At 62.5% G+C, this 23,688-nt stretch carries 20 protein-coding genes; 4 read left to right on the forward strand and 16 right to left on the reverse strand.

Features of this window, described 5'->3' with window-relative positions; all coding sequences use genetic code 11:
* Window positions 1-3: 3 nt before the first annotated feature.
* From ACQ4MS_RS17545 to ACQ4MS_RS17570, 6 genes are all read right to left on the reverse strand, one after another.
* On the reverse strand, window positions 4-705 hold the full coding sequence (locus ACQ4MS_RS17545) for an SDR family NAD(P)-dependent oxidoreductase (RefSeq protein ID WP_431095905.1): 702 nt from the start codon (window positions 703-705) through the stop codon (window positions 4-6).
* An 11-nt stretch (window positions 706-716) separates the two neighbouring features.
* The gene (locus tag ACQ4MS_RS17550; RefSeq protein WP_431095906.1) at window positions 717-1,682 is read right to left on the reverse strand and encodes a Bug family tripartite tricarboxylate transporter substrate binding protein; all 966 of its coding nucleotides are present in this window, start codon (window positions 1,680-1,682) and stop codon (window positions 717-719) included.
* 63 nt (window positions 1,683-1,745) lie between these two features.
* Window positions 1,746-2,930, reverse strand: coding sequence for a dihydrodipicolinate synthase family protein (locus ACQ4MS_RS17555; protein ID WP_431095907.1), 1,185 nt, complete (start codon window positions 2,928-2,930; stop codon window positions 1,746-1,748).
* A gap of 63 nt (window positions 2,931-2,993) precedes the next feature.
* Window positions 2,994-4,157 (reverse strand): Gfo/Idh/MocA family protein, encoded by a 1,164-nt coding sequence (locus tag ACQ4MS_RS17560; RefSeq protein ID WP_431095908.1) that lies wholly within the window; start codon window positions 4,155-4,157, stop codon window positions 2,994-2,996.
* A gap of 93 nt (window positions 4,158-4,250) precedes the next feature.
* A complete protein-coding gene (locus ACQ4MS_RS17565) occupies window positions 4,251-5,231 on the reverse strand; it encodes a Bug family tripartite tricarboxylate transporter substrate binding protein (protein ID WP_431095909.1) in 981 nt (326 codons plus the stop codon).
* Between the two features lie 159 nt (window positions 5,232-5,390).
* Window positions 5,391-6,041 (reverse strand): TetR/AcrR family transcriptional regulator, encoded by a 651-nt coding sequence (locus ACQ4MS_RS17570; RefSeq protein ID WP_431095910.1) that lies wholly within the window; start codon window positions 6,039-6,041, stop codon window positions 5,391-5,393.
* Window positions 6,042-6,338: 297 nt separating this feature from the next.
* Between ACQ4MS_RS17570 and ACQ4MS_RS17575 the strand changes: the two genes are divergently transcribed.
* A complete protein-coding gene (locus tag ACQ4MS_RS17575) occupies window positions 6,339-6,647 on the forward strand; it encodes a hypothetical protein (protein ID WP_431095911.1) in 309 nt (102 codons plus the stop codon).
* A gap of 156 nt (window positions 6,648-6,803) precedes the next feature.
* Entirely contained in the window at window positions 6,804-8,510 is a 1,707-nt protein-coding gene (locus tag ACQ4MS_RS17580; protein ID WP_431095912.1) for a thiamine pyrophosphate-binding protein, read from the forward strand.
* A 131-nt stretch (window positions 8,511-8,641) separates the two neighbouring features.
* Here the strand turns inward: ACQ4MS_RS17580 and ACQ4MS_RS17585 are convergent, their stop codons facing one another.
* The 7 genes from ACQ4MS_RS17585 to yedA form a co-directional block, all read right to left on the reverse strand.
* Window positions 8,642-10,279 (reverse strand): ABC transporter substrate-binding protein, encoded by a 1,638-nt coding sequence (locus ACQ4MS_RS17585; RefSeq protein WP_431095913.1) that lies wholly within the window; start codon window positions 10,277-10,279, stop codon window positions 8,642-8,644.
* A gap of 134 nt (window positions 10,280-10,413) precedes the next feature.
* Window positions 10,414-11,436, reverse strand: a complete 1,023-nt coding sequence (locus ACQ4MS_RS17590) for a peptide ABC transporter ATP-binding protein (RefSeq protein WP_431095914.1) — start codon at window positions 11,434-11,436, stop codon at window positions 10,414-10,416.
* The gene (locus ACQ4MS_RS17595) at window positions 11,433-12,449 is read right to left on the reverse strand and encodes an ABC transporter ATP-binding protein (RefSeq protein WP_431095915.1); all 1,017 of its coding nucleotides are present in this window, start codon (window positions 12,447-12,449) and stop codon (window positions 11,433-11,435) included. Before ACQ4MS_RS17595 ends, ACQ4MS_RS17590 begins: the two co-directional genes overlap by 4 nt.
* Before the next feature lie 165 nt (window positions 12,450-12,614).
* Window positions 12,615-13,514, reverse strand: coding sequence for an ABC transporter permease subunit (locus tag ACQ4MS_RS17600; RefSeq protein WP_431095916.1), 900 nt, complete (start codon window positions 13,512-13,514; stop codon window positions 12,615-12,617).
* Window positions 13,511-14,521, reverse strand: a complete 1,011-nt coding sequence (locus ACQ4MS_RS17605; protein ID WP_431095917.1) for an ABC transporter permease subunit — start codon at window positions 14,519-14,521, stop codon at window positions 13,511-13,513. The genes ACQ4MS_RS17600 and ACQ4MS_RS17605 overlap by 4 nt, the downstream gene beginning before the upstream one ends.
* Window positions 14,522-14,924: 403 nt before the next feature.
* Window positions 14,925-15,383 carry an SWIB/MDM2 domain-containing protein gene (locus ACQ4MS_RS17610; protein WP_122956824.1) on the reverse strand — a complete coding sequence of 153 codons (459 nt, stop codon included), beginning with the start codon at window positions 15,381-15,383 and terminating at the stop codon, window positions 14,925-14,927.
* A 110-nt stretch (window positions 15,384-15,493) separates the two neighbouring features.
* Window positions 15,494-16,417, reverse strand: a complete 924-nt coding sequence (gene yedA, locus ACQ4MS_RS17615) for a drug/metabolite exporter YedA (RefSeq protein WP_431095918.1) — start codon at window positions 16,415-16,417, stop codon at window positions 15,494-15,496.
* 92 nt (window positions 16,418-16,509) lie between these two features.
* Between yedA and ACQ4MS_RS17620 the strand changes: the two genes are divergently transcribed.
* Together ACQ4MS_RS17620 and rraA are read left to right on the forward strand one after the other, a co-directional pair.
* Window positions 16,510-17,001, forward strand: a complete 492-nt coding sequence (locus ACQ4MS_RS17620; RefSeq protein WP_431095919.1) for an Lrp/AsnC family transcriptional regulator — start codon at window positions 16,510-16,512, stop codon at window positions 16,999-17,001.
* Window positions 16,998-17,510 (forward strand): ribonuclease E activity regulator RraA, encoded by a 513-nt coding sequence (gene rraA / locus ACQ4MS_RS17625; RefSeq protein ID WP_431095920.1) that lies wholly within the window; start codon window positions 16,998-17,000, stop codon window positions 17,508-17,510. The genes ACQ4MS_RS17620 and rraA overlap by 4 nt, the downstream gene beginning before the upstream one ends.
* Window positions 17,511-17,709: 199 nt before the next feature.
* Here the strand turns inward: rraA and fdhF are convergent, their stop codons facing one another.
* Genes fdhF through frc form a run of 3 tightly spaced genes read right to left on the reverse strand, consistent with a single transcriptional unit; the run spans window position 17,710 to window position 23,578 of the window.
* Window positions 17,710-20,547, reverse strand: coding sequence for a formate dehydrogenase subunit alpha (gene fdhF, locus ACQ4MS_RS17630; RefSeq protein WP_431095921.1), 2,838 nt, complete (start codon window positions 20,545-20,547; stop codon window positions 17,710-17,712).
* A gap of 34 nt (window positions 20,548-20,581) precedes the next feature.
* Entirely contained in the window at window positions 20,582-22,279 is a 1,698-nt protein-coding gene (locus tag ACQ4MS_RS17635) for an NAD(P)H-dependent oxidoreductase subunit E (protein ID WP_431095922.1), read from the reverse strand.
* Window positions 22,280-22,330: 51 nt separating this feature from the next.
* A complete protein-coding gene (frc, locus tag ACQ4MS_RS17640) occupies window positions 22,331-23,578 on the reverse strand; it encodes a formyl-CoA transferase (protein WP_431095923.1) in 1,248 nt (415 codons plus the stop codon).
* Between the last annotated feature and the right edge of the window lie 110 nt (window positions 23,579-23,688).

Here is a 23,688-nt window from a genome sequence, read left to right on the forward strand (position 1 = left end):
CCTTCACGCCGCAAGCGACGCGCCTCCGCAGATCTGGATCTCCTGACCGGTGATGGCCGCCGCATCGGGTGAGAGCAGGAAGGTGACCAGCGCGGCGATCTCCCGTGGCTGGATCAGCCGGCCCAGCGGCGGCAGCTTGGGCGGGACCGTCGTGCGCGCAGGATCGGCGAGCATGGCTGTTTCGGTGGCGGCCGGTGACACCACATTGACGGTGACGCCCGAAGCCACGGTTTCGGCAGCCCAGCTGCGCGCCAGCGCCACCAGCGCCGCCTTGGTGGCCGCGTACTGGCTGCGGCCCGCCATGCCGCGCGCCACGCGGCTGCCGATCAGCACCACACGGCCTGCACCCGCTTGCGCCATGGCGGGTACCACCAGGTTGGCAATGCGCATGACGGCATCCACATGGAGCTGCCACATCAGCGCCGAGTCTTCACCGGAAAGCGCGCCGAGTGGGCCCACGCGCAGCACGCCCGCGGCGTGGATGAGCGCCTGCACGCCGCCGGCTGAACGCACGGCACGCTCCGCGGCTTCGGTGTTGCACAAATTGACTTCTGTCGACGAGAACGCCGGATGCACGATGCGCGCAGGCGCCAGGTCCAGGCCGATCACGTCCCAGCCCTGGTCAAGCAATGCTTGCGCAATGGCCATGCCGATGCCCGAGCTGCTGCCGGTGACAAGGGCGCGTTTCATGTCTTCAGTGGCCATAGTGGTGCATGTTATTCAACACGGATATTGCCGTCGGTGATGATCTTCTGCGAGCGTGCCATATCGCTGTTCTGGAATTTGACGAAGTCTTCCGGCGTGCCGGGCGTCAGCACCAGGCCTTGCTGGATGAGCTTTTCACGCATGTCGCTGGCCAGCGCCTTGTTGGTTTCGGTGTTGAGTTTTTGTGTGATGTCGGCCGGCAGTTTGGCCGGACCCCACAAGCCGTACCAGCTGTAAAACTCATAGCCGGGAATCGTCTCTGCCACAGTCGGCACATCAGGCAGGTTGGGGACGCGCTTGTCGCCGGTGACGGCCACGACGCGCAACATGCCGCTCTTGTGATACTGCAGGGAGCCGAGGATGGGATCGATAAAACCGTCGATCTGTCCACCAACCAGGTCCTGGAATGCCGGCGCAGTGCCCTTGTAAGGCACCACGGTGTATTCGATTCCGCCGGCGCGCTTGAGCAGTTCGGTTGACAGGTGGCCGGCCGAGCCGATCGAGCCAACGGCAAACGTCATCTTGCCGGGGTTGGCTTTGGCGTGGGCAATCAGCGACTTGACGTCGGTGATCGGCAGGTTCTTGTTGATGGCCACCGACAACGGCGCTTTGGCGACGAGCGAGACGGGTGTGAAGTCTTTCACCACACCGTATGGCACGGACTTCATTGTCATCGGTGCGGTGGTGAAAGTGGAGGCATTGAAGAGCAGGGTGTAGCCGTCTGCAGGTGCCTGCGCGACCACGTGCGCGCCGATGGTGCCGTTGCCGCCCGCACGGTTTTCCACCACGAAGGGCTGGCCCATCTGATCGCCGAGCTTCTGCGCCAGCTGCCGGCCCACCGCGTCCAGCGTGCCGCCCGGCGGGAAGGGAATGATGACCTTGACCGGCCGGGTGGGGTAGGCCTGTGCGGTTGCGCCCAAGGCTGCGGCTGCGAGGCCGGCGGCCAGGCTGGCCTTGAGGAAAGTGCGTGTCTTCATGTTGTCTCCAGGGTTGTAATAAGAGCTAGGGGAAGCTTCTGGTGGCTTCCTTGCAATGTTTCTTTAATGGATTCCATGCAGAGACAGCAGCGTCTTCATGCGCTGCGTCGCGAGTTCGGGATGCTCCAGCAGGTTGGCGGCATCTGCCAGGCGGAACAGCTCGGCGAAGTGCTGCAGCGAACGTGTGCTCTGCTGCCCGCCGACCATGGTGAAGTGCTTCTGGTGGCCGTTGAGCCAGGCCATGAAAACCACACCGGTTTTGTAAAAACGCGTGGGCGCGGCAAAGATATGGCGCGACAGCGGCACGGTGGGGCCGAGGATGGCGTGGAATTTTTCCACGTTGCCTTGTGCCAGTTCACCCAGCGCCGCGCTGGCAGCCGGTGCAATCGCATCGAAGATGCCCAGCAGCGCATCGCTCTGCCCGTGCATGGCTTCCTTGCCGAAGCCGTCGCCGGCAATCAGCTCGGCGTAGTTGAAGTCGTCGCCCGTGTACATGCGTACGCCCGGGGGCAGGCGCCGGCGCATGGCGATTTCCTTGTCCTTGTCGAGCAGCGAGATCTTGATGCCGTCGACCTTGTCGGGATGGGCGTTGATGATGCCAAGGGCCGTGTCCATGGCTTTTTCAACGTTGCTGCTGCCCCAGTAACCAGCCAGTGCGGGGTCAAACATGTCGCCCAGCCAGTGCAGTACAACCGGCTGCTTTGCCTGGCTCAGGATACGGTCGTAAACACGCTCATAGTCTGCCGGGCTTTTGGCGACGCGGGCCAGTGCGCGGCTGGCCATCACGATCAGCTTGCCGCCGAGTTTTTCAATTGCAGCCATCTGCTCCTCATAGCCGGCGATGACCTCGTCAACCGTCCTCACGTTTTCCAGCACGAGGTGGTCGGTGCCGCAGCCGGAAGCGACCAATGCGCCCGGCACGTCTTTGGCGGCATCGAGCGAACGGCGGATCAACTCCAGCGAAGTGGGCCAGTCCAGGCCCATGCCGCGCTGCGCCGTGTCCATGGCTTCGGCCACGCCCAGGCCCAGCGACCACAGGTGGCGGCGGTAGGCGATGGTGGTTTCCCAGTCGATGGCGCAGTTGACCCACGGGTCGACCGCGGCCAGCGGATCGGCCACCACGTGTGCGGCCGAATAGGCGATGCGGTTGAATTTCAGCCCAGCGACCGGTTTAACAGGGGTGGTGCCGCGCAGCGTGTAAGGCTGCAGGCCGCCCGCAGCAACGGGCAAGGTGATGGTTAACGCCATGGGATCTACCTTCTTATACGCAAAATGTGCCTCTGGCCCTTATATGACGGGCGCAAGCAGCTATCAAACTTGTAGCGGTGGTACGTCCACCCAGCGGCGCTCTTTCCAGCTTTCGAGCGCGGCTTCAACCAGCTGAACGCCTTTGGCGCCTTCGGGTAGCGTCCATTTGTAGGGCTCGTTCTCTACCACATGGCGAATGAAATGCTCCCACTGGATCTTGAAACCGTTGTCGTAGGTTTGGGTGTCCGGCACTTCCTGCCACTGATCAGAGAAATTCATCGTCTGCTTTTCGTCCGGGTTCCAGACCGGGCGTGGCGTGTTGACGCGCGACTGGGCCTTGCAGGAGGAGAGGCCTGCGACGGCTGAGCCGTGCGTGCCGTCGACGTGAAAGGTGACCAGGTCCTCGCGGTTCACGCGGGTCGCCCAGGACATGTTCATCTGCGCAATCACCGGCTCGCCGCTGTGGCCTACCAGTTCGGCCGTGGCGTAGGCCGCGTCATCGGCGGTGGCCTTGTAAGGTTTTCCGGCTTCGTCCCAGCGCTGGGGTATGTGCGTGGCGCCTATGCAGGAGATGGACTTGACCTCGCCGAACAGGTTGTCCAGCACATAGCGCCAGTGGCACATCATGTCCAGAATCATGCCGCCGCCGTCTTCGGTGCGGTAGTTCCAGCTCGGGCGCTGGATCGGCTGCAGGTCGCCTTCAAAGACCCAGTAGCCGAACTCAAGCCGCACCGACAGCATCTTGCCGAAGAAGCCTGCGCGGCGCAGCATGTCGAGCTTGCGCAGGCCGGGCAGGAAGAGCTTGTCCTGCACCGCGCCATGTTTCAGGCCGGATTTTTCGGCCAGGCGGGCAATTTCGACTGCTTCGTTGAGGTTGGTGGCAATCGGCTTTTCGCAGTAGACGTGTTTGCCGGCACGGATGGCCTTGGCCAGCAGGGTGGGGCGCATCTGCGTGGTGCCGGCGTCGAAAAAAATCGTGTCGTCCTTGTTCTTGAGGGCCTCGTCCAGATCAGTGCCCCAGCGCGAGATGCCATGGGCCTTGGCCAGGGCTTCGATCTTTTCGGCGTTGCGGCCGATCAGGATCGGGTCGGGCATCACCTTGTCACCGTTGGAGAGCGTGACGCCGCCCTGTTTGCGGATCGCGACGATGGAGCGGATCAGGTGCTGGTTCATGCCCATGCGTCCGGTGACGCCGTGCATGATGAGTCCTAGTCGTTGAGTAGCCATGGGGTCCTTTGAGGAGGTAAAAAATGCGGCGGCCCTACCCTGGTCCGGCCAAGGGTGATGGGAACAGGGCGCCGCGGGGAAACCAGGTGAAAGTTACTGCGTGGGCTGAAGTCCGGCGGCCTTGACCAGCACGGCATTGCTCTTGATTTCTTCCTTGATGTAGGCGTCGAACTGCTCGGGCGAGAGCGTCCACGCGTCGGCGCCCAGGGCGGCGAAGCGCTCCTTCACTTCTGGCGTGTTCAGGGCTTTGACGACTTCGTCATGCAGGCGGTTGACGATGTCGCGCGGCGTCTTGGCGGGGGCCATCATGCCGATCCAGAAATTGAATTCGGAGCCGGGCACGCCGGCTTCAGCGGTGGTCGGCACCTGGGGCAGCGCGCTGGCCCGTTTGGGTGAGCCGACGGCAAGGGCGACGAGCTGGCCATTCTTGATCTGGCCGATGACCGGTGCGATCGGCGAGAAGTAGTAGTCGACGCGGCCGGCTATCACTTCGGTCACCGCTTCGCCGGAGCCTTTGAAGGGGATGTTGGTGGCTTCGATTTTGGCGGCGAGCTTGAATTTCTCCGCGTTCAGGTGGGTGGCGCTGCCCTGGCCTGCCGAGGCGAAGTTCATGCTGCCGGGCTTGGCGCGCGCCGCAGCCAGCAGCTCCTGCAGCGTCTTGATGTTCTTCGACGGTGACATCACCAGCACATTGGGCGTGCTGGAAATTGGCGTCACGCCTGCAAAGTCGCCGACGGTGTCAAAGGGCAGCTTGGCGAATGTCGAGGGGCTGACCGTGTGCGAGGACGAGTGGATCATGATGGTGTAGCCATCGGGTGCGGCCGTGGCCACGGCCTGCTGGCCAATGGTGCCGCTGGCGCCACCGCGATTTTCGATCACCAGTGTCTGGCCCATGCTCTGGCTCATCTTGTCGGTGATGGCGCGGGCAATGATGTCGGTGGTGCTGCCGCCGGCAAAGGGCACGATGACGCGGATGGGCTTGTTGGGATAGGCCCCCTGGGCGCCGGCCACCAGCGGTGACAGCGCAGCCAGGCAGGTGAGGCAGGCGAGCGAGGCGCGACGTGTGAATTTCATGTGCTTTGTCTCCTGAAAAGGGGTCATTGAAGGACTGCGAAAGACCTGTCATGCCGCCGGTGTTGTGGACTTACCGGATGCAGTTTACGCGTAATTCACCATTAAGTGAATTACGAATTGTAAAAATGGCCTCGCCGCTGCGTCAATAACAACCCCGGATCAGTTTCTAAGGACATACCCCAAGATGACCTCGCACATGTGTGACAGGCGTTCATGGCGGGCTTTGGGTGTCATGAGATCACGCCCGAAGATGGCCGACAGCGTGTGGTTGTTCGACAGGTAGAAATACGACATCCCGGCGATGGACACGTAAAGCTGCACGGGGTCGATGCCGCCGCGAAACAGCCCGTCGGCACGACCGCGTTCGAGGATTTCCGCCAGCGTCTGGACCAGGGGCGAGTTCATTTCCTGCACGCGGCTGGACATGGCCAGATGCCGCCCCTGGTGCAGGTTTTCGCTGTTGAGAAGTGTCAAAAACTCCGGGTGGGCAATATAGTATTCCCAGGTGAATTCCGTCAGGCGGCGGATAGCCTGCGCGGGATCCATGTCGCGCAGGTGCAGCTCTGTTTCCGCTGCGCGGATGTCGGCGTAGGCGTTTTCCAGCACCGCCAGGAAGAGCTCGTCCTTGCTCTTGAAGTAGTAATAGATGAGGCGCTTGTTGACGTCAGCCCGCTCGGCAATGCGGTCTACCCGCGCCCCGCCCAGGCCGTGCTGCGCGAATTCGTCGCGGGCGGCCAGCAGGATGGCGAGCTGGGAGCGGTCGGCATCACGTGAACGCGGTTCGACTGGCTTTGTTTTGGGGGTCGGCATGTCTGGAATTTAACTGTTTGGTGAATTAAGGCAAGGGGCTTGGCTCACCCCCGTTCAGGCTCACTTCGTGTAGCCTGCTCCCCCCTTAGGGGGCGGCGCCTGCGGCCCGGCAAAGCCGGTTCCGCGGCCCCTGTTGGTGAAGAGTGGCGTGTGGTGGGCTAGGGCTCTGAGGGATAGGGCTACAGGCTACAGCCTACGCGAGGATGCGCTGTCACACTATCGCTCGGCGCACCACCGCATCATAATGATTCAGGCCGTGGCCATTCGCGCCTGGGCCGCAAGCCATAGGAGGTGGATATGAGCAACTCGAACACACCAAAAGACGGCGACTTCGCAAACTGGATAGACCAGAAGGCAGAGGCGCTCAAATTTCAACTGGGCGAAAATTTCCCGGTATCGCCATCCGAACTGCATTCTCCCTCGGTGCATGTGGAGACGGGGCGGCAGAAACTGGAGGAGGTGCTGCTCGAGCACGAGGAGCCGACGCAGGAGTTCCTCGACGAACTGGCCGCCCTCGAATCGGCTCCGCCGCTGAGCGATGAAGAACTGGCGCGGCAGGCCCTCGAAGCAGGCGGCGGCGACGGAGATGCCGCTACTCCTGAATAATATGGCCCCCACGGTCGCTCACTTCGTGTAGCTTCCTGCCCCCCGAGGGGGCCGCCCGCCTGCGGCCCGGCAAAGCCGGTTCCGCGGCTCATGCTGGGTTGGAGAGTCCATATCCGGTCACTGCGCTTGTGCTCTTTACAGCGGCACAATATGGCCATGAGCACTTCCCAACTCGCCGGCCACCTTCTCGTTGATTGCCTTCTGGCCCAGGGCGTTACCCATGCTTTTGGTGTTCCTGGTGAAAGCTATCTGGCCGTGCTCGACGGCCTGCATGCGCGGCAGGACAAAATCCAGTTCGTCACCTGCCGGCAAGAGGGCGGCGCGGCCTTTATGGCGGAGGCGCATGGCAAGCTGACGGGGCGGCCGGGTGTGTGCATGGTCACACGCGGGCCGGGTGCCACCAACGCGTCTATCGGCGTGCACACGGCCTTTCAGGACTCAACCCCCATGGTGCTGCTGGTGGGCGATGTGGCCAGCGACTGCCGCGACCGCGAGGCCTTCCAGGAGGTGGACTACGCCAGCTTTTTCGGGCCCAGCACCAAGGGATTTGCCAAACGCGTCGAGCGCATCGACGAGGCCGACCGCATCCCCGAATACGTGGCGCGCGCCTTCGCAACCGCGATGAACGGCCGCCCGGGCCCGGTGGTGCTGGTGTTGCCGGAAGACATGCTGACGCGCGTGACATCCGCGCAGCCGCTGCCGCGCGTGGAGGCGGTGCAGGCCTGGAGCGACCCGGGCTCGCTGCGCACGCTGCGGGAGATGCTGCTCAAGTCCGAGCGCCCGCTCGTCATCGCGGGCGGCGGCGGCTGGACGCCGCAGTCGGCGCAGGCGCTGCAGCGCTTCGCCGAAAACTGGAAGCTGCCGGTGGGCAACGCCTTCCGTTTCCAGGACACCTTTGACAATCACCATCCGCTCTATGCCGGCGACGTGGGCATTGGCCTGAATCCCAAGCTGGCTGCGCGCGTGAAGGCCAGCGACCTCATCATCGCCATCGGGCCGCGCCTGGGCGAAATGACAACAGGCAACTACACGCTGCTGGAAGCGCCCCGGCCAAAGCAAAAACTGGTGCACATCCATGCCAGCGCGGAGGAACTCAACCGCGTGTACCAAGCCGACCTGGCCATCAACGCGACGATGAATGCCGCGGCACGTTCGCTGGAGGTATTGACGGCGCCGGTGACGGTGGCCTGGGAGGCCTGGACGGCATCGGCGAACGAGGATTACCTGGAAAACCTGAAACCCACGGCAACGGCCAACCTGCCTGGCGATATCGACATGCCGGCCATCGTCGGCTTGCTGCAAAAGCATTTGCCGGCCGATGCGGTGCTGACCAACGGCGCGGGCAACTTCGCCAGCTGGGTGCACCGCTTCTTCAGGCACCACGGTCTGGTCAAGGGCCACAAGACGCAGCTGGCGCCCACCGTGGGCGCCATGGGCTACGGCGTGCCTGCGGGTATTGCTGCGGCTATTACGACAGGCCGGCTGGCCTTCACCATCGCGGGTGACGGCGATTTCCTGATGAACGGCCAGGAGCTGGCCACGGCCGTGCAGCACGGCGCCAAAAGCATCATCGTGCTGCTCAATAACGGCATGTACGGCACCATTCGCATGCACCAGGAGAGGGAGTACCCGAGGCACGAAAGTGGTTCACGCCTGAACAACCCGGACTTCGCCGCGTTGGCGCGCGCCTACGGCTATGCCGGCGTACGCATCATGCGCACGGCGGAGTTTGAGGCGGAGCTGCTGGCGGCGCTGGAGCGCAAGGAGGGCACAGTGATTGAAGTCACGCTGGATCCGGAAGTGATCACGACGCGGGGTACGCTGTCGTCCATCACGCAGAACGCGTTGAAGCGGCAGCTATAAAAAAAGGAGCGTCCAACCTTTAAAAGAATGGGCTGGAGGCCGATTCTTCTTAAGAAAATGAAAAAAGCCGGGGTGACCCGGCTTTTTTCATGGTCGCAGCTTCATGACGAAGCCGCTGAGCCCAAAAAGGATTACTCCTTGATGTCCACCGCGTAGAAGTTGTGGCGGCCGAACGGACTGTTCTTGAAGCCGATCACGCTCTTGCGAACGGGTTTCAGCTGCACCGCGTGGGCGATGGTGAACCAGGGAGCCTGTTCCTTGAAGATGACCTGGGCCTGCTGGTAGAGCTTGTTGCGCTCGGCAGGGTTGGTCACGGTCTTGGCTTTCAGGACCAGGTCTTCATAAGGCTGGTAGCAGAACTTGGCGATGTTGGAACCGCTGGCGGACTGTGCCGAAGCGCAGCCGAGCAGGGTGTACATGAAATTGTCAGGATCGCCGTTGTCGCCGGTCCAGCCCAGCATGCCCATCTGGTGTTCGCCGGCCTGCAAACGCTTGCGGTACTCGCCCCATTCGAAGCTCTTGATCTCGGCGGTCACACCAACTTTGACCAGGTCGGCCTGCATCAACTCGGCGATGCGTTTGGCATTCGGGTTGTACGGGCGTTGCACGGGCATGGCCCACAGGTCGGTGGTGAAACCGTTGGGGAAGCCGGCCTGGGCCAGCAATTTCTTGGCTGCTTCGGGGTTGTACTCGTCGTCCTTGATGGCGTTGTTGTACGCGGCCATGGTCGGCGGGATCGGGTTCTTGGCGGCAACGCCGGTGCTCAGGTACACGCCGTCAACAATGGCTTTCTTGTTGATGGCCATGTTGATGGCCTTGCGAACGCGCACGTCGTCAAAGGGTTTCTTGGTCGTGTTGTAGGCCAGGTAGCCCACGTTCAGGCCGGCCTGCTCGATGATCTGGACGTTGGCGTCCTTGCGGATCGCGTCCAGGTCGGCGGGATTGGGGTAGGGCATGACATGGCACTCGCCCTTTTGCAGCTTGGCCCAGCGGACCGATGCGTCAGGCGTGATCGAGTAGACGAGGTCGTCGATCTTGGCCTTGCCACCCCAGTACTGCGGGAAGGCCTTGTAGCGGATGACCGCGTCTTTCTGATACTGCACCAGGTAGAAAGGGCCCGTGCCGACCGGGTCCTGGTCGATTTTTTCCGGCGTGCCAGCTTTCAGCATGGCGTCGGCATATTCCTTGGACTGGACAGCCGCGTAAGGCATGGCCAGGTTGGCGAGGAAAGGCGCTTCAGGCTTGTCCAGCGTGATCTTGACGGTGTAGTCGTTGACCTTTTCCACCGACTTCAGCAGCTTTGGCATGCCCATGTCGCTGAAGTAGGAGTGGTTGGGGCTGGTGACCTTGAAGAAGGCGTTGTCCTCTTTCCACTGGCGTTCGAACATGAACAGCACGTCGTCGGCGTTGAAGTCGCGCGATGGCTTGAAGGCCCGGTTGGAGCCATGCCATTTCACGCCCTTGCGCAGGTGGAAGGTGTATTCCTTGCCGTCGGCGGAGATGTCCCATTTTTCGGCCAGGCCGGGGATGACCTTGGTGCCGCCGTATTCGAATTCGACGAGGCGGTTGTAGACAGGTTCGTTGGCATCAAACGACGTACCCGTGGTGTTGACGCCGGGGTAGAAGTTTTCGGGGCTGCCTTCAGAGCAGAACACCAGCGTCTTCGCGGAGACGGGTGAAAGTGCCAGCAGCGCTGGCAGGGCAACGGCGCACAGCAATGCGCGCTGGACCGGACGTAGCCGGCTCGCACTTGGTTTGATCTGAATCATTTGACGATCCCTTTGGAGGTTGATGCTGCTTCGCAGCGGGGCTTGCGGCCAGTTTGCACCACATTTGTGACGTGGTGCGCCCTGGTCATTGAAAAACGTGGCCTGAAACCGGTGCATGGGTGCATGGTTTCAGGTCACGCAGTGAGAAAATTTTCAGCATAGTGGCATGCAACCTGCCGGTCGGCAACTTCGCGCAGCTGGGGCCTTTCGGCGCGGCAGCGGTCCGTGACGTGCGGGCAGCGGGTGGAGAACACGCAGCCGGTGGGCGGATTGAGCGGCGAAGGCAGCTCGCCCTTGAGCACGATGCGCTGCTTGACGCCTGTGCCGGCCAGGCCGGGTGTGGAAGCCAGCAGGGCCTGGGTGTAGGGATGCAGGGGGCGGCTGAAGAGGGCGTTCTTCTCGCCTTGCTCAACGGCGTGACCCAAGTACATGACCAGCACGTCGTGGGCAATGTGGCGCACCACGCCCAAGTCGTGCGAAATGAACAGGTAGGCCAGGCCCATGGACTGCTGCAGGTCGGCCAGCAGGTTGAGCACCTGGGCCTGGATGGACACGTCCAGCGCCGACACCGGTTCGTCAGCCACTACCACGGTGGGGTTGAGCATCAGCGCACGCGCAATCGCGATGCGCTGGCGCTGGCCGCCCGAAAACATGTGCGGGTAGCGGTCGTAATGCTCGGGGCGCAGGCCCACCATGGCCAGCATGGCACGGGCCTTCTGGGCGCGCTCTTCGGCGTTCAGGCTGGTGTTGATCTCAAGCGGGGCTTCGAGGATCGCGCCGATTTTCTTGCGCGGGTTCAGTGAGCCGTAGGGGTTCTGGAACACCAGTTGCACGGCCTTGCGCAGGCCCTGGCGCTGCTCGTGGGGGGCGCCCACGGCGTCGATGCCGGTGATGCGCAGTTCGCCGCCCGTGGGAGTTTCAATCAGTGACACCATGCGTGCCAGTGTGGACTTGCCGCAACCGGATTCGCCTACGACGGCCAGCGTCTTGCCGGCATGGACCGAGAAGGACACGCCGCCGACGGCCTGCAGGTGATCGGATTTGCGCATGAAGCCGCGGCGGATTTCATAAACCTGTTTGAGATTTTTGGCCTCGACGACCGGGCCGCTGGGCACGGTGGCCGGGGTGGCTGGGGTATGGATGGCGGCGGTGCTCATTGCGCAGCCTCCACCAGCGGGGTGTCGTGTTCGATGTTGGCCTCGCGGCTGGGGTCTCCCAGCGGGTAGTGGCAGCGCACCATGCCGTCTTTCCAGGCGCGCAGCAAGGGGCGCTCATTGCGGGAATGTTCGGTGGCGTAAGAGCAGCGCGGGGCGAACAGGCAGCCGGTGGGCCGGTCATAGAGGCCGGGCACCATGCCGGGAATGGTCGCCAGCCGTGCGCTGCCGTCGCTGCGCTCGGGCAAGGCCGACAGCAAGGCTTCGGTGTAGGGATGCTGGGGCGTGTTGAAGAGGGCGTGCGCGCTTTGCTCTTCCATGATCTGTCCGGCGTACATGACGGCGATGCGCTGCGCCATTTCGGACACCACACCCATGTTGTGCGTAATCAGCACCAGGGCCATGCCGCGTTCCTTCTGCAGGCTGCGCAGCAAATCGAGGATCTGCGCCTGGATGGTCACATCAAGCGCCGTGGTCGGCTCGTCGGCGATCAGCAGGCGCGGGTTGCAGGCGATCGCCATGGCGATCATCACGCGCTGGTTCATGCCGCCCGAGAGCTGGTGCGGGTAGGCCTTCAGGCGGCTTTCGGGCGAGTTGATGCCGACCTGCTCAAGCAGCTCGATGGCTTTGCGTGTGGCGGCTTTCTTGTCCATGCCCAGGTGCAGGCGCAGGGTTTCGGTGATCTGGAAACCAACGGTGAAGCAGGGGTTCAAGCTGGTCGTGGGTTCCTGGAAAATCATGGCCACGTCTTTGCCGATGAGCTTGTTGCGCTCACCTTGCGACAGCTTGAGGAGGTCGTGGCCGGCAAACCGGAGTTTGTCGGCTTTGACGCGGCCAGGGTAGGCCACCAGGCCCATCAGGGCCATCATAGTGACGCTTTTACCGGAGCCGGACTCGCCGACGATGCCGAGGACTTCGCCTTCTTCAAGTGACAGGCTGATGCCGTCGACGGCGTGCATCACGCCGTTTTGCGAGGGGAACTCGACGGAGAGGTTTTCTATTTCTAATAGGGCCATGTTCAGGGCCTTCCAAATATTCTGTTGATAGGCGTTTTGCACTGAAACGCCATGGATGTCTTGCCAAGGAACAGCGTGGAACCGGCTTTGCCGGGCCACAGCTGTTGCCCCCGGAGGGGGGATCCGGCTACACGAAGTGAGTCGAGAAGGGGGGGAGCCATATTCTCAGCGCTTCAGTTTGGGGTCGAACGCGTCGCGCAGTCCGTCGCCGAGCAAATTGAAGGCCAGCACAGTGATCAAAATTGCGAGGCCGGGGAAGGTGACGACCCACCAGGCGCGCAAGACAAATTCGCGGGCATCGGCCAACATGGTGCCCCATTCAGGTGAGGGCGGCTGGGCGCCCAGGCCCAGAAAGCCCAGGGCTGCGGCGTCCAGGATGGCGGTCGAGACACCCAGCGAAGCCTGGACGATCAACGGCGCCGTGCAGTTGGGCAGGATCTCGCTGAACATCAGGCGGATGCGGCTGGCGCCGCTCATGCGCGCAGCCGTCACGTAGTCGCGCGAGGTCTCGGCAATCACGGCGGCGCGCGTGATGCGCACGTAGTGGGGGAGCACGACGATGGCCACGGCCAGCATGGCGTTCATCAACCCGGGGCCGAGGATGGCCACGATCACGATGGCCAGCAACAGGCTGGGCAGCGTCAGGATGATGTCCATCAGGCGCATCACGGCAATTTCGAAGACGCCCCGGAAAAACCCGGCCAGCAGGCCCAGCACGGTACCGACGATGACCGACAGCGCCACCACGGCCAGACCGATGACCAGCGACAGGCGGGCGCCGTACATCAGGCGTGAGAGGATGTCGCGGCCGATGGCGTCGGTGCCCAGCGGGTAGGTCCAGGAGCCGCCCGCCTGCCAGGCCGGGGGCTTGAGGAACACCGCATTGTTGGTGATGTTGGGTGCGTGCGGCGCCAGCAGCGGCGCAAACAGTGCGACCAGCAGTACGAAGACGACAACGGCCAGGCCGATCACGGCGCCGTTGTTGGCGCTGAAGTAGTTCCAGAACTCGCGCAGCGGATGCGGGGGCGCGGGGGCGGTAGCGGGTTTCAAGGTAGCCGTGCTCATCGCTGGTGCCTGATGCGTGGGTTGATGATGCCGTAGGTGATGTCCACCAGCAGGTTGACGGCCATGACGATGGCGCCCAGCAGCAGGATGCCGCCCTGCAGCACGGGATAGTCGCGGCGGCTGATGGCCTCGATCAGCCACTTGCCGACGCCGGGCCAGGAAAAGATGGTTTCGGTCAGGATGGCGCCGGTGAACAGCACGCCAACCTGCAGGCCGATCACGGTCACCACCGGGATCAGCGCGTTGCGCAGCGCATGCAGGGCCACCACGCGAAGGTTGGAAAGCCCCTTGGCGCGCGCGGTGCGGATGTAGTCCTCGCCCAGCACTTCCAGCATGGCAGAGCGCGTCATGCGTGCGATCACCGCCAGCGGGTTGGTGCCCAGCACGATCATGGGCAATATCAGGTGGGAGGCCGCCGACCAGAACGCGCCCTTGTCGTCCGAGAGCAGCGAGTCGATCAGCAGAAAGCCTGTGGTGGGCTCGATGAAGTACTGCACCGACAGCCGGCCGGAGACCGGCGTCCAGCCTAGTTGCACCGAGAACAGCAGGATCAGCAGCAGGCCCCACCAGAAAATCGGCATGGAGTAACCAGTGAGCGATATCCCCATGACGCCGTGGTCGAGTATCGAGTTTCGCTTCACCGCCGCCAGAATGCCGGCTGGTATGCCGATCAGCAGCGCAAACAGGATTGCGCAGACGGCCAGTTCAATCGTGGCCGGAAACAGTGTGAGGAACTCGCGCAGCACGGGTTCCTGCGTGATCAGGGATTTGCCCAGGTCACCCTTGAGTACGCGGACGATGTAGATGCCGTACTGCACCATAACGGGCTTGTCCAGGCCGAACTCTTTGAGCAACTGGGCATGACGCACCGGATCGATGCCACGTTCGCCCGCCATGGTTTCAATCGGGTCTCCCGGCACCATGCGAATCAGGAAGAAGGCCAGCAGTGTCATCCCCAGGAAGGTGGGAATGATCAGGCTCAGTCGGGTAAAAATAAAGCGCAGCATTATTGCGGGATGCTAAGGCAGCCGTTAACGCGGGCTATGGAAAATCCGTCGCAAAGGCGACATGAGGGGCGCGCGGAAATTTCCGCCGCCGAGGGCTTGGCATGCAATGGCATCAACATGGATCTTGTCTAGGTCAGTCTGGCACGGGCGGTGCCGCGGGGAATTTTTAATCTTAGCAACATTAGCGTGATTTTTGGCCTGTGCCGCCTTAGGTGGGCTACCGAGTAACCCTATGGCATCAGGAAGGCTTCAGGGGTGTTTGCGCAGCTAATGAATGGTGAATGAAGACAGCGAAAGCAACGCAGGAAGCGTGCCAGAGGGTAGCCGCTGTGATCGTGCGCCCATGCGTTGGCGCATAAAAAAAGGCCGGTGAAACCGGCCTTTTTGAAATCGGTAAAACCGATTACTTGACGTGCTTGCCGATCAGGCCAGCCATCTCGAACATCGACACTTGCGCCTTGCCGAAAACGGCGCGCAGTTTTTCGTCGGCGTTGATCATGCGCTTGTTGACCTTGTCCTGCAGGCCCTTGGATTTGATGTAAACCCACAGCTTGCTGACGATCTCGGTGCGTGGCAGAGGCTTGTCGCCAACTACTGCTGCCAGTGCCGGGCTCAAGGTCAGTGCCTTCATGAACGCTGCGTTCGGAGTGCGCTTTTTGGCAGGCGCTTTTTTCGCTGCTGGCTTTTTGGCCGCAACTTTCTTGGCGGGAGCTGCCTTCTTCGCGGCTACCTTCTTTGCAGGAGCTGCTTTCTTCGCAGGAGCCTTCTTTGCAGGAGCTGCTTTCTTCGCAGCTACTTTCTTTGCCGGAGCAGCCTTTTTTGCAGGCGCTTTTTTAGCCGGTGCTTTTTTTGCAGTTGCCATGATTGATTTTCCTTCTAGAAGTTGATAAATCACCACACGGATAACTACTCTTCCTTGTGGCAATGCGGATGCTACTGGAGAAAAACGCAGTTTCCTAGTGCAAACGCACTTTATTTGCGCCTGGATGTTGCAGATTTACCTCTGAAAATCAGGAAAACGCCCATGAGAATCACGCCGCAAGCAGCCCATTCTCCCCCTGTGACGTGCTCTCCGGCGAAGAATGCGCCCAGGAAAATCGCGATCAGGGGGTTCACAAAGGCGTAGCTCGTGGCCACTGCGGGCGAGGCATTGGCCAGCAAATACAGGTACGCGCTGAAGGCGATGAGTGAGCCGAACACCACGAGATAGAGCCATGCGAGCACGGCTTCAGGCTGTGCGGGCCAGTTGGCCGCGGCCTCGTGGTGCTCACCCAATGCAAGAGAAATCACCATCAACACCGCGCCGCCACACAACATTTCGCTGGCAAAACCCGCGGGACCGTTCGCCAATGGCAGCCGGGTGGTGGATAGCACCGAGCCGAGCGACCACAGCAAGGTCGCCGCTGCTATGCACGCCATGCCGACAGGCGCGGCGCTGAAGCTGGCGCCTTGCACCAGCATCAGCACGCCTGCCAGCCCCACCACCATGCCCACGAACTCCAGCCTGCTGGGCCGCTGGCCGAGCAGCAGGCCCCAGGCCGACACCATCATGGGCACCACGGCGATAAAGGTGGCGATCAGGCCGGATCCGATGTGGACTTCAGCCGACGCCGTGAGCCCCATGCCGCCGCCCAGCATCAGGGCGCCGATGATGGACGCGTTGATCCATTCGCGCCGGGTGGGCAGCTTGTGGCCGCGTATCAGTACCCAGGCCATCAGCAGAATGCCCGCTGCCAGGAAGCGCGTGCCCATCTGGAAGAAAGGCGGAAAGCTGATCAACGCGAACCGGATCGCCAGGTAAGTGGAGCCCCACACCAGGTAGCAGGCGAGGAGGGCAGGAATCAAAAGCGCCGGCGATTTTCCGGCGGTGGAGGGGGAAGCGAGTGCAGAGGTCATGCAAGGATCGTAGGTTGCCATGCGCACTCAGGCCATGCAAAATTAACGGCAAAACTGGATTTGGCCTTTTAATTTAAAGCTTGAAGAGCACCATGACCGAAACCACCGAATGGGATCATTACGACAGCCGCATCCTCGGCGAACTGCAGCGCGATGCGCGCATCACCATGGCCGAGCTGGGCCGGCGCGTCCACCTGAGCCAGCCCGCGGTGACAGAGCGCGTGCGCAAGCTCGAGCTCGGCGGCGTGATCAAGGGCTACCGCGCCGAGGTCGACCTGGGGCGACTGGGTTACGGCATACGCGCCATCGCGCGGGTGGGGCGGGTCGAATACGCCCGGGTGGTCAAGCTGATCGAGCAGACGCCTGAAGTCATCAATGCCTACAACGTGACCGGCGAAGACAGCTGGGTGCTGGAAATCGCGGTGATCGACGTGGCACATCTGGACGCGGTGGTGACCAAATTTTGCTTGCTCACTGAGACCTCCACCTCTATCGTCCTCAACGCGCCCCGCGAAAATGCCGTCGTCCTGCCCGCCCGCCGCGAAGACATCAAACCCGTCATCAGGAAAGTCACCGGAAAATGAGCCAGAACCTTCCCGCTTCGTTCGCTACCTGCGACCTCTGTGATCTCCACAAAGGGGACACCTGGGGCAATTTCAGGGTGTTGCCGCCGGTATTTAAAAGCTATGGGGGCCTGCAGAAGTTCTGCGGCCCCGTGGTCACGGTGAAGTGCTTTGAGGACAACTCGCCTGTCAAGGCGGCGGTGGAGTCTCCGGGCGAGGCGCGCGTGCTGGTAGTGGATGGCGGCGCCTCGCTGCGCCGCGCGTTGCTGGGCGGCAATCTGGGGGCTGCAGCCGCCAAAAATGGCTGGGCCGGCGTGGTGATTGACGGTTGCGTGCGCGATGTCGCCGAGCTCGCGCAATGCCAGACCGGTATCCGCGCGCTGGCGAGCATCCCACTGCCCACGGAAAGGCGCCAGGCAGGCCTCAGGGACATCGCCGTGCAGATTCAAGGCGTCTGGGTGCGTCCCGGTGACTGGCTTTACGCGGATGAGGACGGCATCGTCGTGATGCCGGCGCCGCCGCAAGGTTAGAGAGCTGGCGGCCCGGTGAGTGCCGGTTGCTATCTAAATGATAGCTATATGTCAAGGTAACGCCTGGACTGGAGGCCGATTTTCCTTGAGTTTTCGCAGTACGGCAGAGGGCGCGTTAACGGTCGCGCGCCAGCCGGTTTACGGCCGGCGCGCGAGTTTACCAACGCGCCGGGCACCCGGAACCTGCGTACACAGCTTCCTAGAACCCCGCCAGGGCGATCGAGTTCTTCAGCGCCTGTCCGCCGCCGTAGCTGTCCTGCACCGGTGGCACACCGCCCAGCGAGACCTTGATGGCGCAGTACTTGAACTCCGGAATCTTGGCGAAGGGGTCCAGCGCCGCGTTGGTCAGCTTGTTGATGGCCGCCTCGTAGTAGCAGAACGGCACAAACACCGCACCGCGTGGCGAGCTTTCGTCGGCGCGGGCGTACAGCTCCACCTTGCCGCGGCGTGACTCGATGGTCACCACGTCGCCGGGCTTGCCCCCCAGGGCGGCAAGATCCAGTGGGTGTACCAGGGCGACCGGATCGGGCTCGATCGCATCGAGCACCGTGGCGCGCCGCGTCATGCTGCCGGTGTGCCAATGCTCCAGCTGGCGGCCGGTGATCAGCACCATCGGGTATTCGGTGTCCGGGCGCTCATTGGCCGGGATGATGTCGGCGGGCACGAACTTCGCGCGGCCGCCTTCACGGGGGAAGTCATCCACAAACACTACTGACTGGCCGGGATCGCCTTCCTTCATGCAGGGGTAGGTGACCGAATGTTCGCGGTCCAGCCGGTCCCAGGTAATGCCGCCAATGCTCGGCATGGTGTGGCGCATCTCGTCGAAGACTTCGCTGACATGGTTGTAGTGCCACCCGCAGCCCATCCGGTTGGCGATCTGCGTGATGATCCAGAGGTCCTGGCGTGCGTCGCCGGGCGGGTTGATGGCCTTGCGGCCCATCTGCACCAGGCGGTCGGTATTGGTGAAGCTGCCGTCCTTTTCAGGGAAGGCGCTGGCCGGCAAGATCACGTCCGCCAGATAGGCCGTTTCGGTCAGGAAGATGTCCTGCACCACGAGGTGCTCGAGCGCCGCAAGGGCTTCACGCGCGTGGTTGGCGTCGGGGTCCGACATGGCCGGGTTCTCACCCTGCACATACATGCCCTTGATGCCACCCTTCTTGATGGCATGCATCACCTCGACCACCGTCAGGCCGACCTGGTCATCCAGGGTGCCGGGGGCGAGCTTCCAGGCCTTCTCGAAGCTGGCGCGAACCTCGGGCTTGGACACATGCTGGTAGTCCGGCAGCATCATGGGGATCAGGCCCGCGTCAGATGCACCCTGCACGTTGTTCTGGCCGCGCAACGGATGCAGGCCTGTGCCGGGACGGCCGATCTGGCCGGTCATCAGCGAAAGGGCAATCAGGCAGCGCGCGTTGTCGGTGCCGTGCACGTGCTGCGACACCCCCATGCCCCAAAGGATCATGGAGCCTTTGGAGGTCGCGTAGAGGCGGGCCACATAACGCAGGGTGTCAGCGTCGATGCCGCAGATAGGCGCCATCAATTCGGGTGTGTAGCCCTCGACGTTTTTACGCAGTTCTTCGTAGCCGATGGTGCGGCTGTCGATGAAGGCCTGGTCAACCAAGCCTTCGGTCACGATGACATTCATCATCGCGTTGAGCATGGGCACGTCGGTGTCGGGCTTGAACTGCAGGTGGCGGTGCGCCACACGGGTCAGGTCGGACCGCCGAGGATCCATCACGATCAGCCTGGTGCCGTTCTTCACGGCGTTCTTGATCCAGGTGGCGGCCACCGGGTGGTTCACCGTCGGGTTGGCGCCGATGATGACCACGACATCGGCCTTGGTCACGTCCATGACCGGGTTGGACACCGCGCCGGAGCCGATGCCTTCAAGCAGGGCGACGACGGAAGATGCGTGGCACAGACGGGTGCAGTGGTCCACGTTGTTGCTGCCAAAACCGGTGCGCACCAGCTTCTGGAACAGGTAGGCTTCCTCGTTGCTGCCCTTGGCAGAGCCGAAACCGGCCAGCGATTTTTTGCCGTATTGGTCTCGGATCGCGGCGAGCTTGCCGCCAGCGAATTCCAGCGCTTCTTCCCAGCTCGCTTCGCGGAACACGTCCATCACGCGGTCCGGGTCCATCGTGAAGTCGCCTGTCTTGGGCACACCTTCGCGGCGGATCAGCGGCTTGGTCAGACGATGGGGGTGGTGTGCATAGTCAAATCCATAGCGGCCCTTGACGCACAGGCGCTCATGGTTGGCGGGGCCATCGCGGCCTTCCACAAAAAGAATCTTGTCGTCCTTGACGTTGTAGGTCAGCTGGCAGCCGACGCCGCAATACGGGCAGACCGACTCGACCTGCTTGTCCGGCACGGTGAGCGCAGCCTCGCGGGCGGGCATCAGCGCGCCGGTGGGGCAAGCCTGCACGCATTCGCCACAGGCCACGCAGGTGGACACGCCCATCGGGTCATCCATGTCGAACACGATCTTGGCCTGGTCGCCGCGGAAGGCCAGGCCGATCACATCGTTGACCTGTTCGTCGCGGCAGGCGCGCAGGCAGCGCGTGCACTGGATGCAGGCGTCCAGGTTCACCGCGATGGCGGGGTGCGACACGTCCTGCTGCACTTGCTGGCGCGCTTCGAAGCGGGGTTTGCCGACACCGATCTTGGCGGCCCATTGGTCCACCTCGTTGTTGCGGGTGTATCCCTTCTCGGGCATGTCGGACAGCAGCAGCTCGAGCACCATTTTTTGCGAGGCCACGGCGCGCTCGCTGTCGGTGACGACTTTCATGCCGGCGGCAGGGGCCCGGCAGCATGAAGGAGCGAGTACACGCTCACCGTTGATCTCGACCATGCAGGAGCGGCAATTGCCGACGGCTTCCATGCCTTCCTTGAAGCACAGGTGCGGAATCTCCACGCCTTCGCGCTTGGCGACCTGGAGCAGGGATTCAGTGGCGCGGCCCTGGACTTCACGGCCGTTGAGGCTGAAGCTTACGAGCGGCGCGTCGAGTTCGGCGAGTTCCTGGCGGGTAATTGCATTCATCGTGGTGCCTTATGTCTTGTTGCCCGGAGCATGCTTAAGCCAGCTCGTGGGGGAAATACTTGACGACGCAGTCCATGGGATTGGGGGCGGCCTGGCCGAGGCCGCAGATCGAAGCATCGCGCATGACCAGCGACAGGTCTGCCAGCAGGGCAAGGTCCCACTTGGGTTGCTCCATGAGATGTGCCGCTTTCGCCGTGCCGACACGGCAGGGCGTGCACTGGCCGCAAGACTCATGGTGAAAGAAACGCATCATGTTGCGCGCTGCATCCGTGGCCGTGTCCTGGTTTGAAAGAATCATCACCGCAGCCGAACCGATAAAGCAGCCATAGGGTTGCAGCGTGTCGAAGTCCAGCGGAATGGTGTTCATCGTGGCCGGAAGGATGCCGCCCGATGCGCCGCCTGGCAGGTAGGCGTAGAACGTGTGGCCGTCCAGCATGCCGCCGCAGTATTCGTCGATCAACTCCTGGATGGTGATGCCGGCGGGCGCCAGCTTCACGCCGGGCTCTTTCACCCGCCCTGAGACGGAGAACGAGCGCAAACCCTTGCGGCCGTTGCGGCCGTGCGAGGCAAACCACTCACCGCCTTTCTCCAGGATGTCCCGCACCCAGTACAGCGTCTCGAAGTTGTGTTCCAGCGTCGGCCGGCCGAACAGGCCCACTTGTGCGACGTACGGCGGGCGGAGACGGGGCATCCCGCGTTTGCCCTCGATCGACTCGATCATGGCCGACTCTTCGCCGCAGATGTAAGCACCCGCGCCGCGCCGCAGTTCGATCTCCGGCATTCCTGCCATCAGCGGGTCCAGCCGCAGCCTGGCCACTTCGGCTTCCAGCATGTTGCGGCAGCCGTGGTATTCGTCCCGCAGGTAAACGTAAATCTTCTCGATGCCGACGGCCCAGGCGGCGATCAGCATGCCTTCGAGGAAACGGTGCGGATCGCGTTCCAAATAGACGCGGTCCTTGAAGGTGCCGGGCTCGCCTTCGTCGATATTGACCGCCATCAGGCGCGGGCCTTTTTCGGCACGCACGATGCGCCACTTGCGCCCGGAAGGGAAACCGGCGCCGCCCAGTCCACGCAGGCCGGAGTCTTCCATGGTCTTGAGGACTGCTTCGATATCGCGTTCGCCCGCGATGCATTGCTTGAGCAAGGCGTAGCCGCCAGCGCGCTGGTAGGCGGGCAGGTCGACAAACCCTTCGGGGACGTGCTGCACGGCATCTGCAGCGACGGTCGCCATGATGGCTTCACAGCTGGCGTTGGGTACCGGGTTTTGTCCCACCACAGCTGCCGGCGCCTGTTCACAGCGGCCTATGCAGGGCGCGGCAATGACCCGGACCTCTCGGCCCAGGAGGGCAGGGAGTTTGGCCAGCAAGTCCCTGGCGCCTGCCATCTCGCATGCAAGGCCGTCACAGACCCGTACCGTGAGTGCGGGAGGCGCCGTCTCGCCTTCTTTAACAACGTCAAAGTGGTGATAGAAGGTAGCCACCTCATACACCTCGGTCTGGGCCAGCTTCATCTCCTGGGCCAGGGCCGCCAGATGCGCTGCCGACAAGTGCCCGAACTCATCCTGGATCTTGTGCAGGTGTTCGATCAGCAAGTCAGGCCGGCGCGATTCGGTGCCCAACAGGCGCTGCACCTCAACGAGCGCCAGCGGGTCAACGCGGCGTCCCTTGGGTGCCTGGCGTTTTCGCTGCTTGGAGGCGTCGATGACGGCAATGGGAATGATGGGGTGGTTCATGAAGCGTGTGGGCTCGCTGTAGGGCTGGCGTTTGTGGTGGAAATGTCCGGCCTAGATGACGCGTTCGGCGCGTAATTCGGCGATGTAGTCGGCGCTGTAGCCCAACTGCGCCAGTACTTCGTCGGTGTGTTCGCCCAGCAGGGGCGAGCGTGTGACTTCAGTGGCACTGTCTGACATCTTGATCGGGTTGCCCACAGTCAGATATTTGCCGCGGGTGGGGTGGTCGACCTCAACAATGGTGCCCGTCTCGCGGAGCGCGGGCTCCTCGGCAATTTCTTTCATTGACAGGATGGGACCGCAGGGAATGTCGTACTTGTTCAGGATTTCCATGGCCTCGAACTTGGTCTTGGTCATGGTCCATTGCTCGATGCGCGCAAAGATCGGCTTCAAATGCAGCAGGCGGGCGGCGGGTGTCGCAAAGGCTTCGTCGTCAATCCAGCTTTCCTCGCCAATGACTTTGCACACTGCTGGCCACACGGCCCCTTGCGTGATGAAGTAGATGTAGGCGTTGGGATCGGTTTCCCAGCCTTTGCATTTGAGGATCGATCCGGGCTGGCCGCCGCCGGAGGCATTGCCGGCACGGGGTACGGCTTCACCGAACTTGCCGTCGGGGTACTGCGGGTATTCATGCATGGTGCCGGTGCGCTCCAGGCGCTGCTGGTCGCGCAGTTTGACGCGGCACAGGTTCAGCACGGCGTCCTGCATGGGGGCCAGCACTTTCTGGCCGCGCCCCGTGGTGTTGCGTTGATAGAGGGCTGCGACGATGCCCAGGGCCAGGTGCAGGCCGGTTCCGCTATCGCCGATCTGTGCTCCCGTGACCATGGGCGGGCCGTCGTCAAAACCGGAAGTGGAAGCGGAACCACCGGCACACTGGGCGACGTTTTCGTACACCTTGCAATCTTCATAGGGCCCGGGGCCAAAGCCCTTGACCGAAGCTACGATCATTCTCGGATTGATCTTCTGGATGTGTTCCCAGGTGATGCCCATCCGGTCGAGTGCGCCGGGAGCGAAGTTCTCGACCAGCACATCACATTCCTTGATCAGGGTGTCCAGGACTTCCTTGCCCTTTTGCTTCTTGGTGTCCAGCGTGATGGAACGCTTGTTGTGGTTGAGCATGGTGAAGTACAGGCTGTCCACCCCGGGGATGTCGCGCAGCTGGCCACGCGTCGCGTCGCCTTCGCCCGCGCGTTCTACCTTGATGACGTCCGCGCCGAACCACGCTAGCAATTGGGTACACGTAGGCCCCGACTGGACATGGGTGAAATCAAGGATGCGAACACCGTCTAACGCTTTGCTCATGAAAGTTCCTGCCTGGAAAGTTGAAAAGTGGTTGTTACACACGGTTTGATCCGTGGTCAGGGGGTTCCTCCGCCCCGTTCAACCCCAATGGTAATCACTGCTCCAGTGGT

The organism is Polaromonas aquatica (genome assembly GCF_050626995.1).
GTDB classification, from domain to species: domain Bacteria; phylum Pseudomonadota; class Gammaproteobacteria; order Burkholderiales; family Burkholderiaceae_C; genus Polaromonas; species Polaromonas aquatica_A.

Coding starts and splice junctions, on each gene's coding strand:
- ACQ4MS_RS17545 (WP_431095905.1), bottom strand. CDS start 705: ATGGCCACTGAAGACATGAAACGCGCCCTTGTCACCGGCAGCAGCTCG.
- ACQ4MS_RS17565 (WP_431095909.1), bottom strand. CDS start 5,231: ATGAAATTCACACGTCGCGCCTCGCTCGCCTGCCTCACCTGCCTGGCT.
- ACQ4MS_RS17605 (WP_431095917.1), bottom strand. CDS start 14,521: ATGCTGCGCTTTATTTTTACCCGACTGAGCCTGATCATTCCCACCTTC.
- ACQ4MS_RS17575 (WP_431095911.1), top strand. CDS start 6,339: ATGAGCAACTCGAACACACCAAAAGACGGCGACTTCGCAAACTGGATA.
- ACQ4MS_RS17550 (WP_431095906.1), bottom strand. CDS start 1,682: ATGAAGACACGCACTTTCCTCAAGGCCAGCCTGGCCGCCGGCCTCGCA.
- ACQ4MS_RS17610 (WP_122956824.1), bottom strand. CDS start 15,383: ATGGCAACTGCAAAAAAAGCACCGGCTAAAAAAGCGCCTGCAAAAAAG.
- ACQ4MS_RS17600 (WP_431095916.1), bottom strand. CDS start 13,514: ATGAGCACGGCTACCTTGAAACCCGCTACCGCCCCCGCGCCCCCGCAT.
- ACQ4MS_RS17595 (WP_431095915.1), bottom strand. CDS start 12,449: ATGGCCCTATTAGAAATAGAAAACCTCTCCGTCGAGTTCCCCTCGCAA.
- ACQ4MS_RS17620 (WP_431095919.1), top strand. CDS start 16,510: ATGACCGAAACCACCGAATGGGATCATTACGACAGCCGCATCCTCGGC.
- fdhF (WP_431095921.1), bottom strand. CDS start 20,547: ATGAATGCAATTACCCGCCAGGAACTCGCCGAACTCGACGCGCCGCTC.
- yedA (WP_431095918.1), bottom strand. CDS start 16,417: ATGACCTCTGCACTCGCTTCCCCCTCCACCGCCGGAAAATCGCCGGCG.
- rraA (WP_431095920.1), top strand. CDS start 16,998: ATGAGCCAGAACCTTCCCGCTTCGTTCGCTACCTGCGACCTCTGTGAT.
- frc (WP_431095923.1), bottom strand. CDS start 23,578: ATGAGCAAAGCGTTAGACGGTGTTCGCATCCTTGATTTCACCCATGTC.
- ACQ4MS_RS17570 (WP_431095910.1), bottom strand. CDS start 6,041: ATGCCGACCCCCAAAACAAAGCCAGTCGAACCGCGTTCACGTGATGCC.
- ACQ4MS_RS17555 (WP_431095907.1), bottom strand. CDS start 2,930: ATGGCGTTAACCATCACCTTGCCCGTTGCTGCGGGCGGCCTGCAGCCT.
- ACQ4MS_RS17590 (WP_431095914.1), bottom strand. CDS start 11,436: ATGAGCACCGCCGCCATCCATACCCCAGCCACCCCGGCCACCGTGCCC.
- ACQ4MS_RS17580 (WP_431095912.1), top strand. CDS start 6,804: ATGAGCACTTCCCAACTCGCCGGCCACCTTCTCGTTGATTGCCTTCTG.
- ACQ4MS_RS17635 (WP_431095922.1), bottom strand. CDS start 22,279: ATGAACCACCCCATCATTCCCATTGCCGTCATCGACGCCTCCAAGCAG.
- ACQ4MS_RS17585 (WP_431095913.1), bottom strand. CDS start 10,279: ATGATTCAGATCAAACCAAGTGCGAGCCGGCTACGTCCGGTCCAGCGC.
- ACQ4MS_RS17560 (WP_431095908.1), bottom strand. CDS start 4,157: ATGGCTACTCAACGACTAGGACTCATCATGCACGGCGTCACCGGACGC.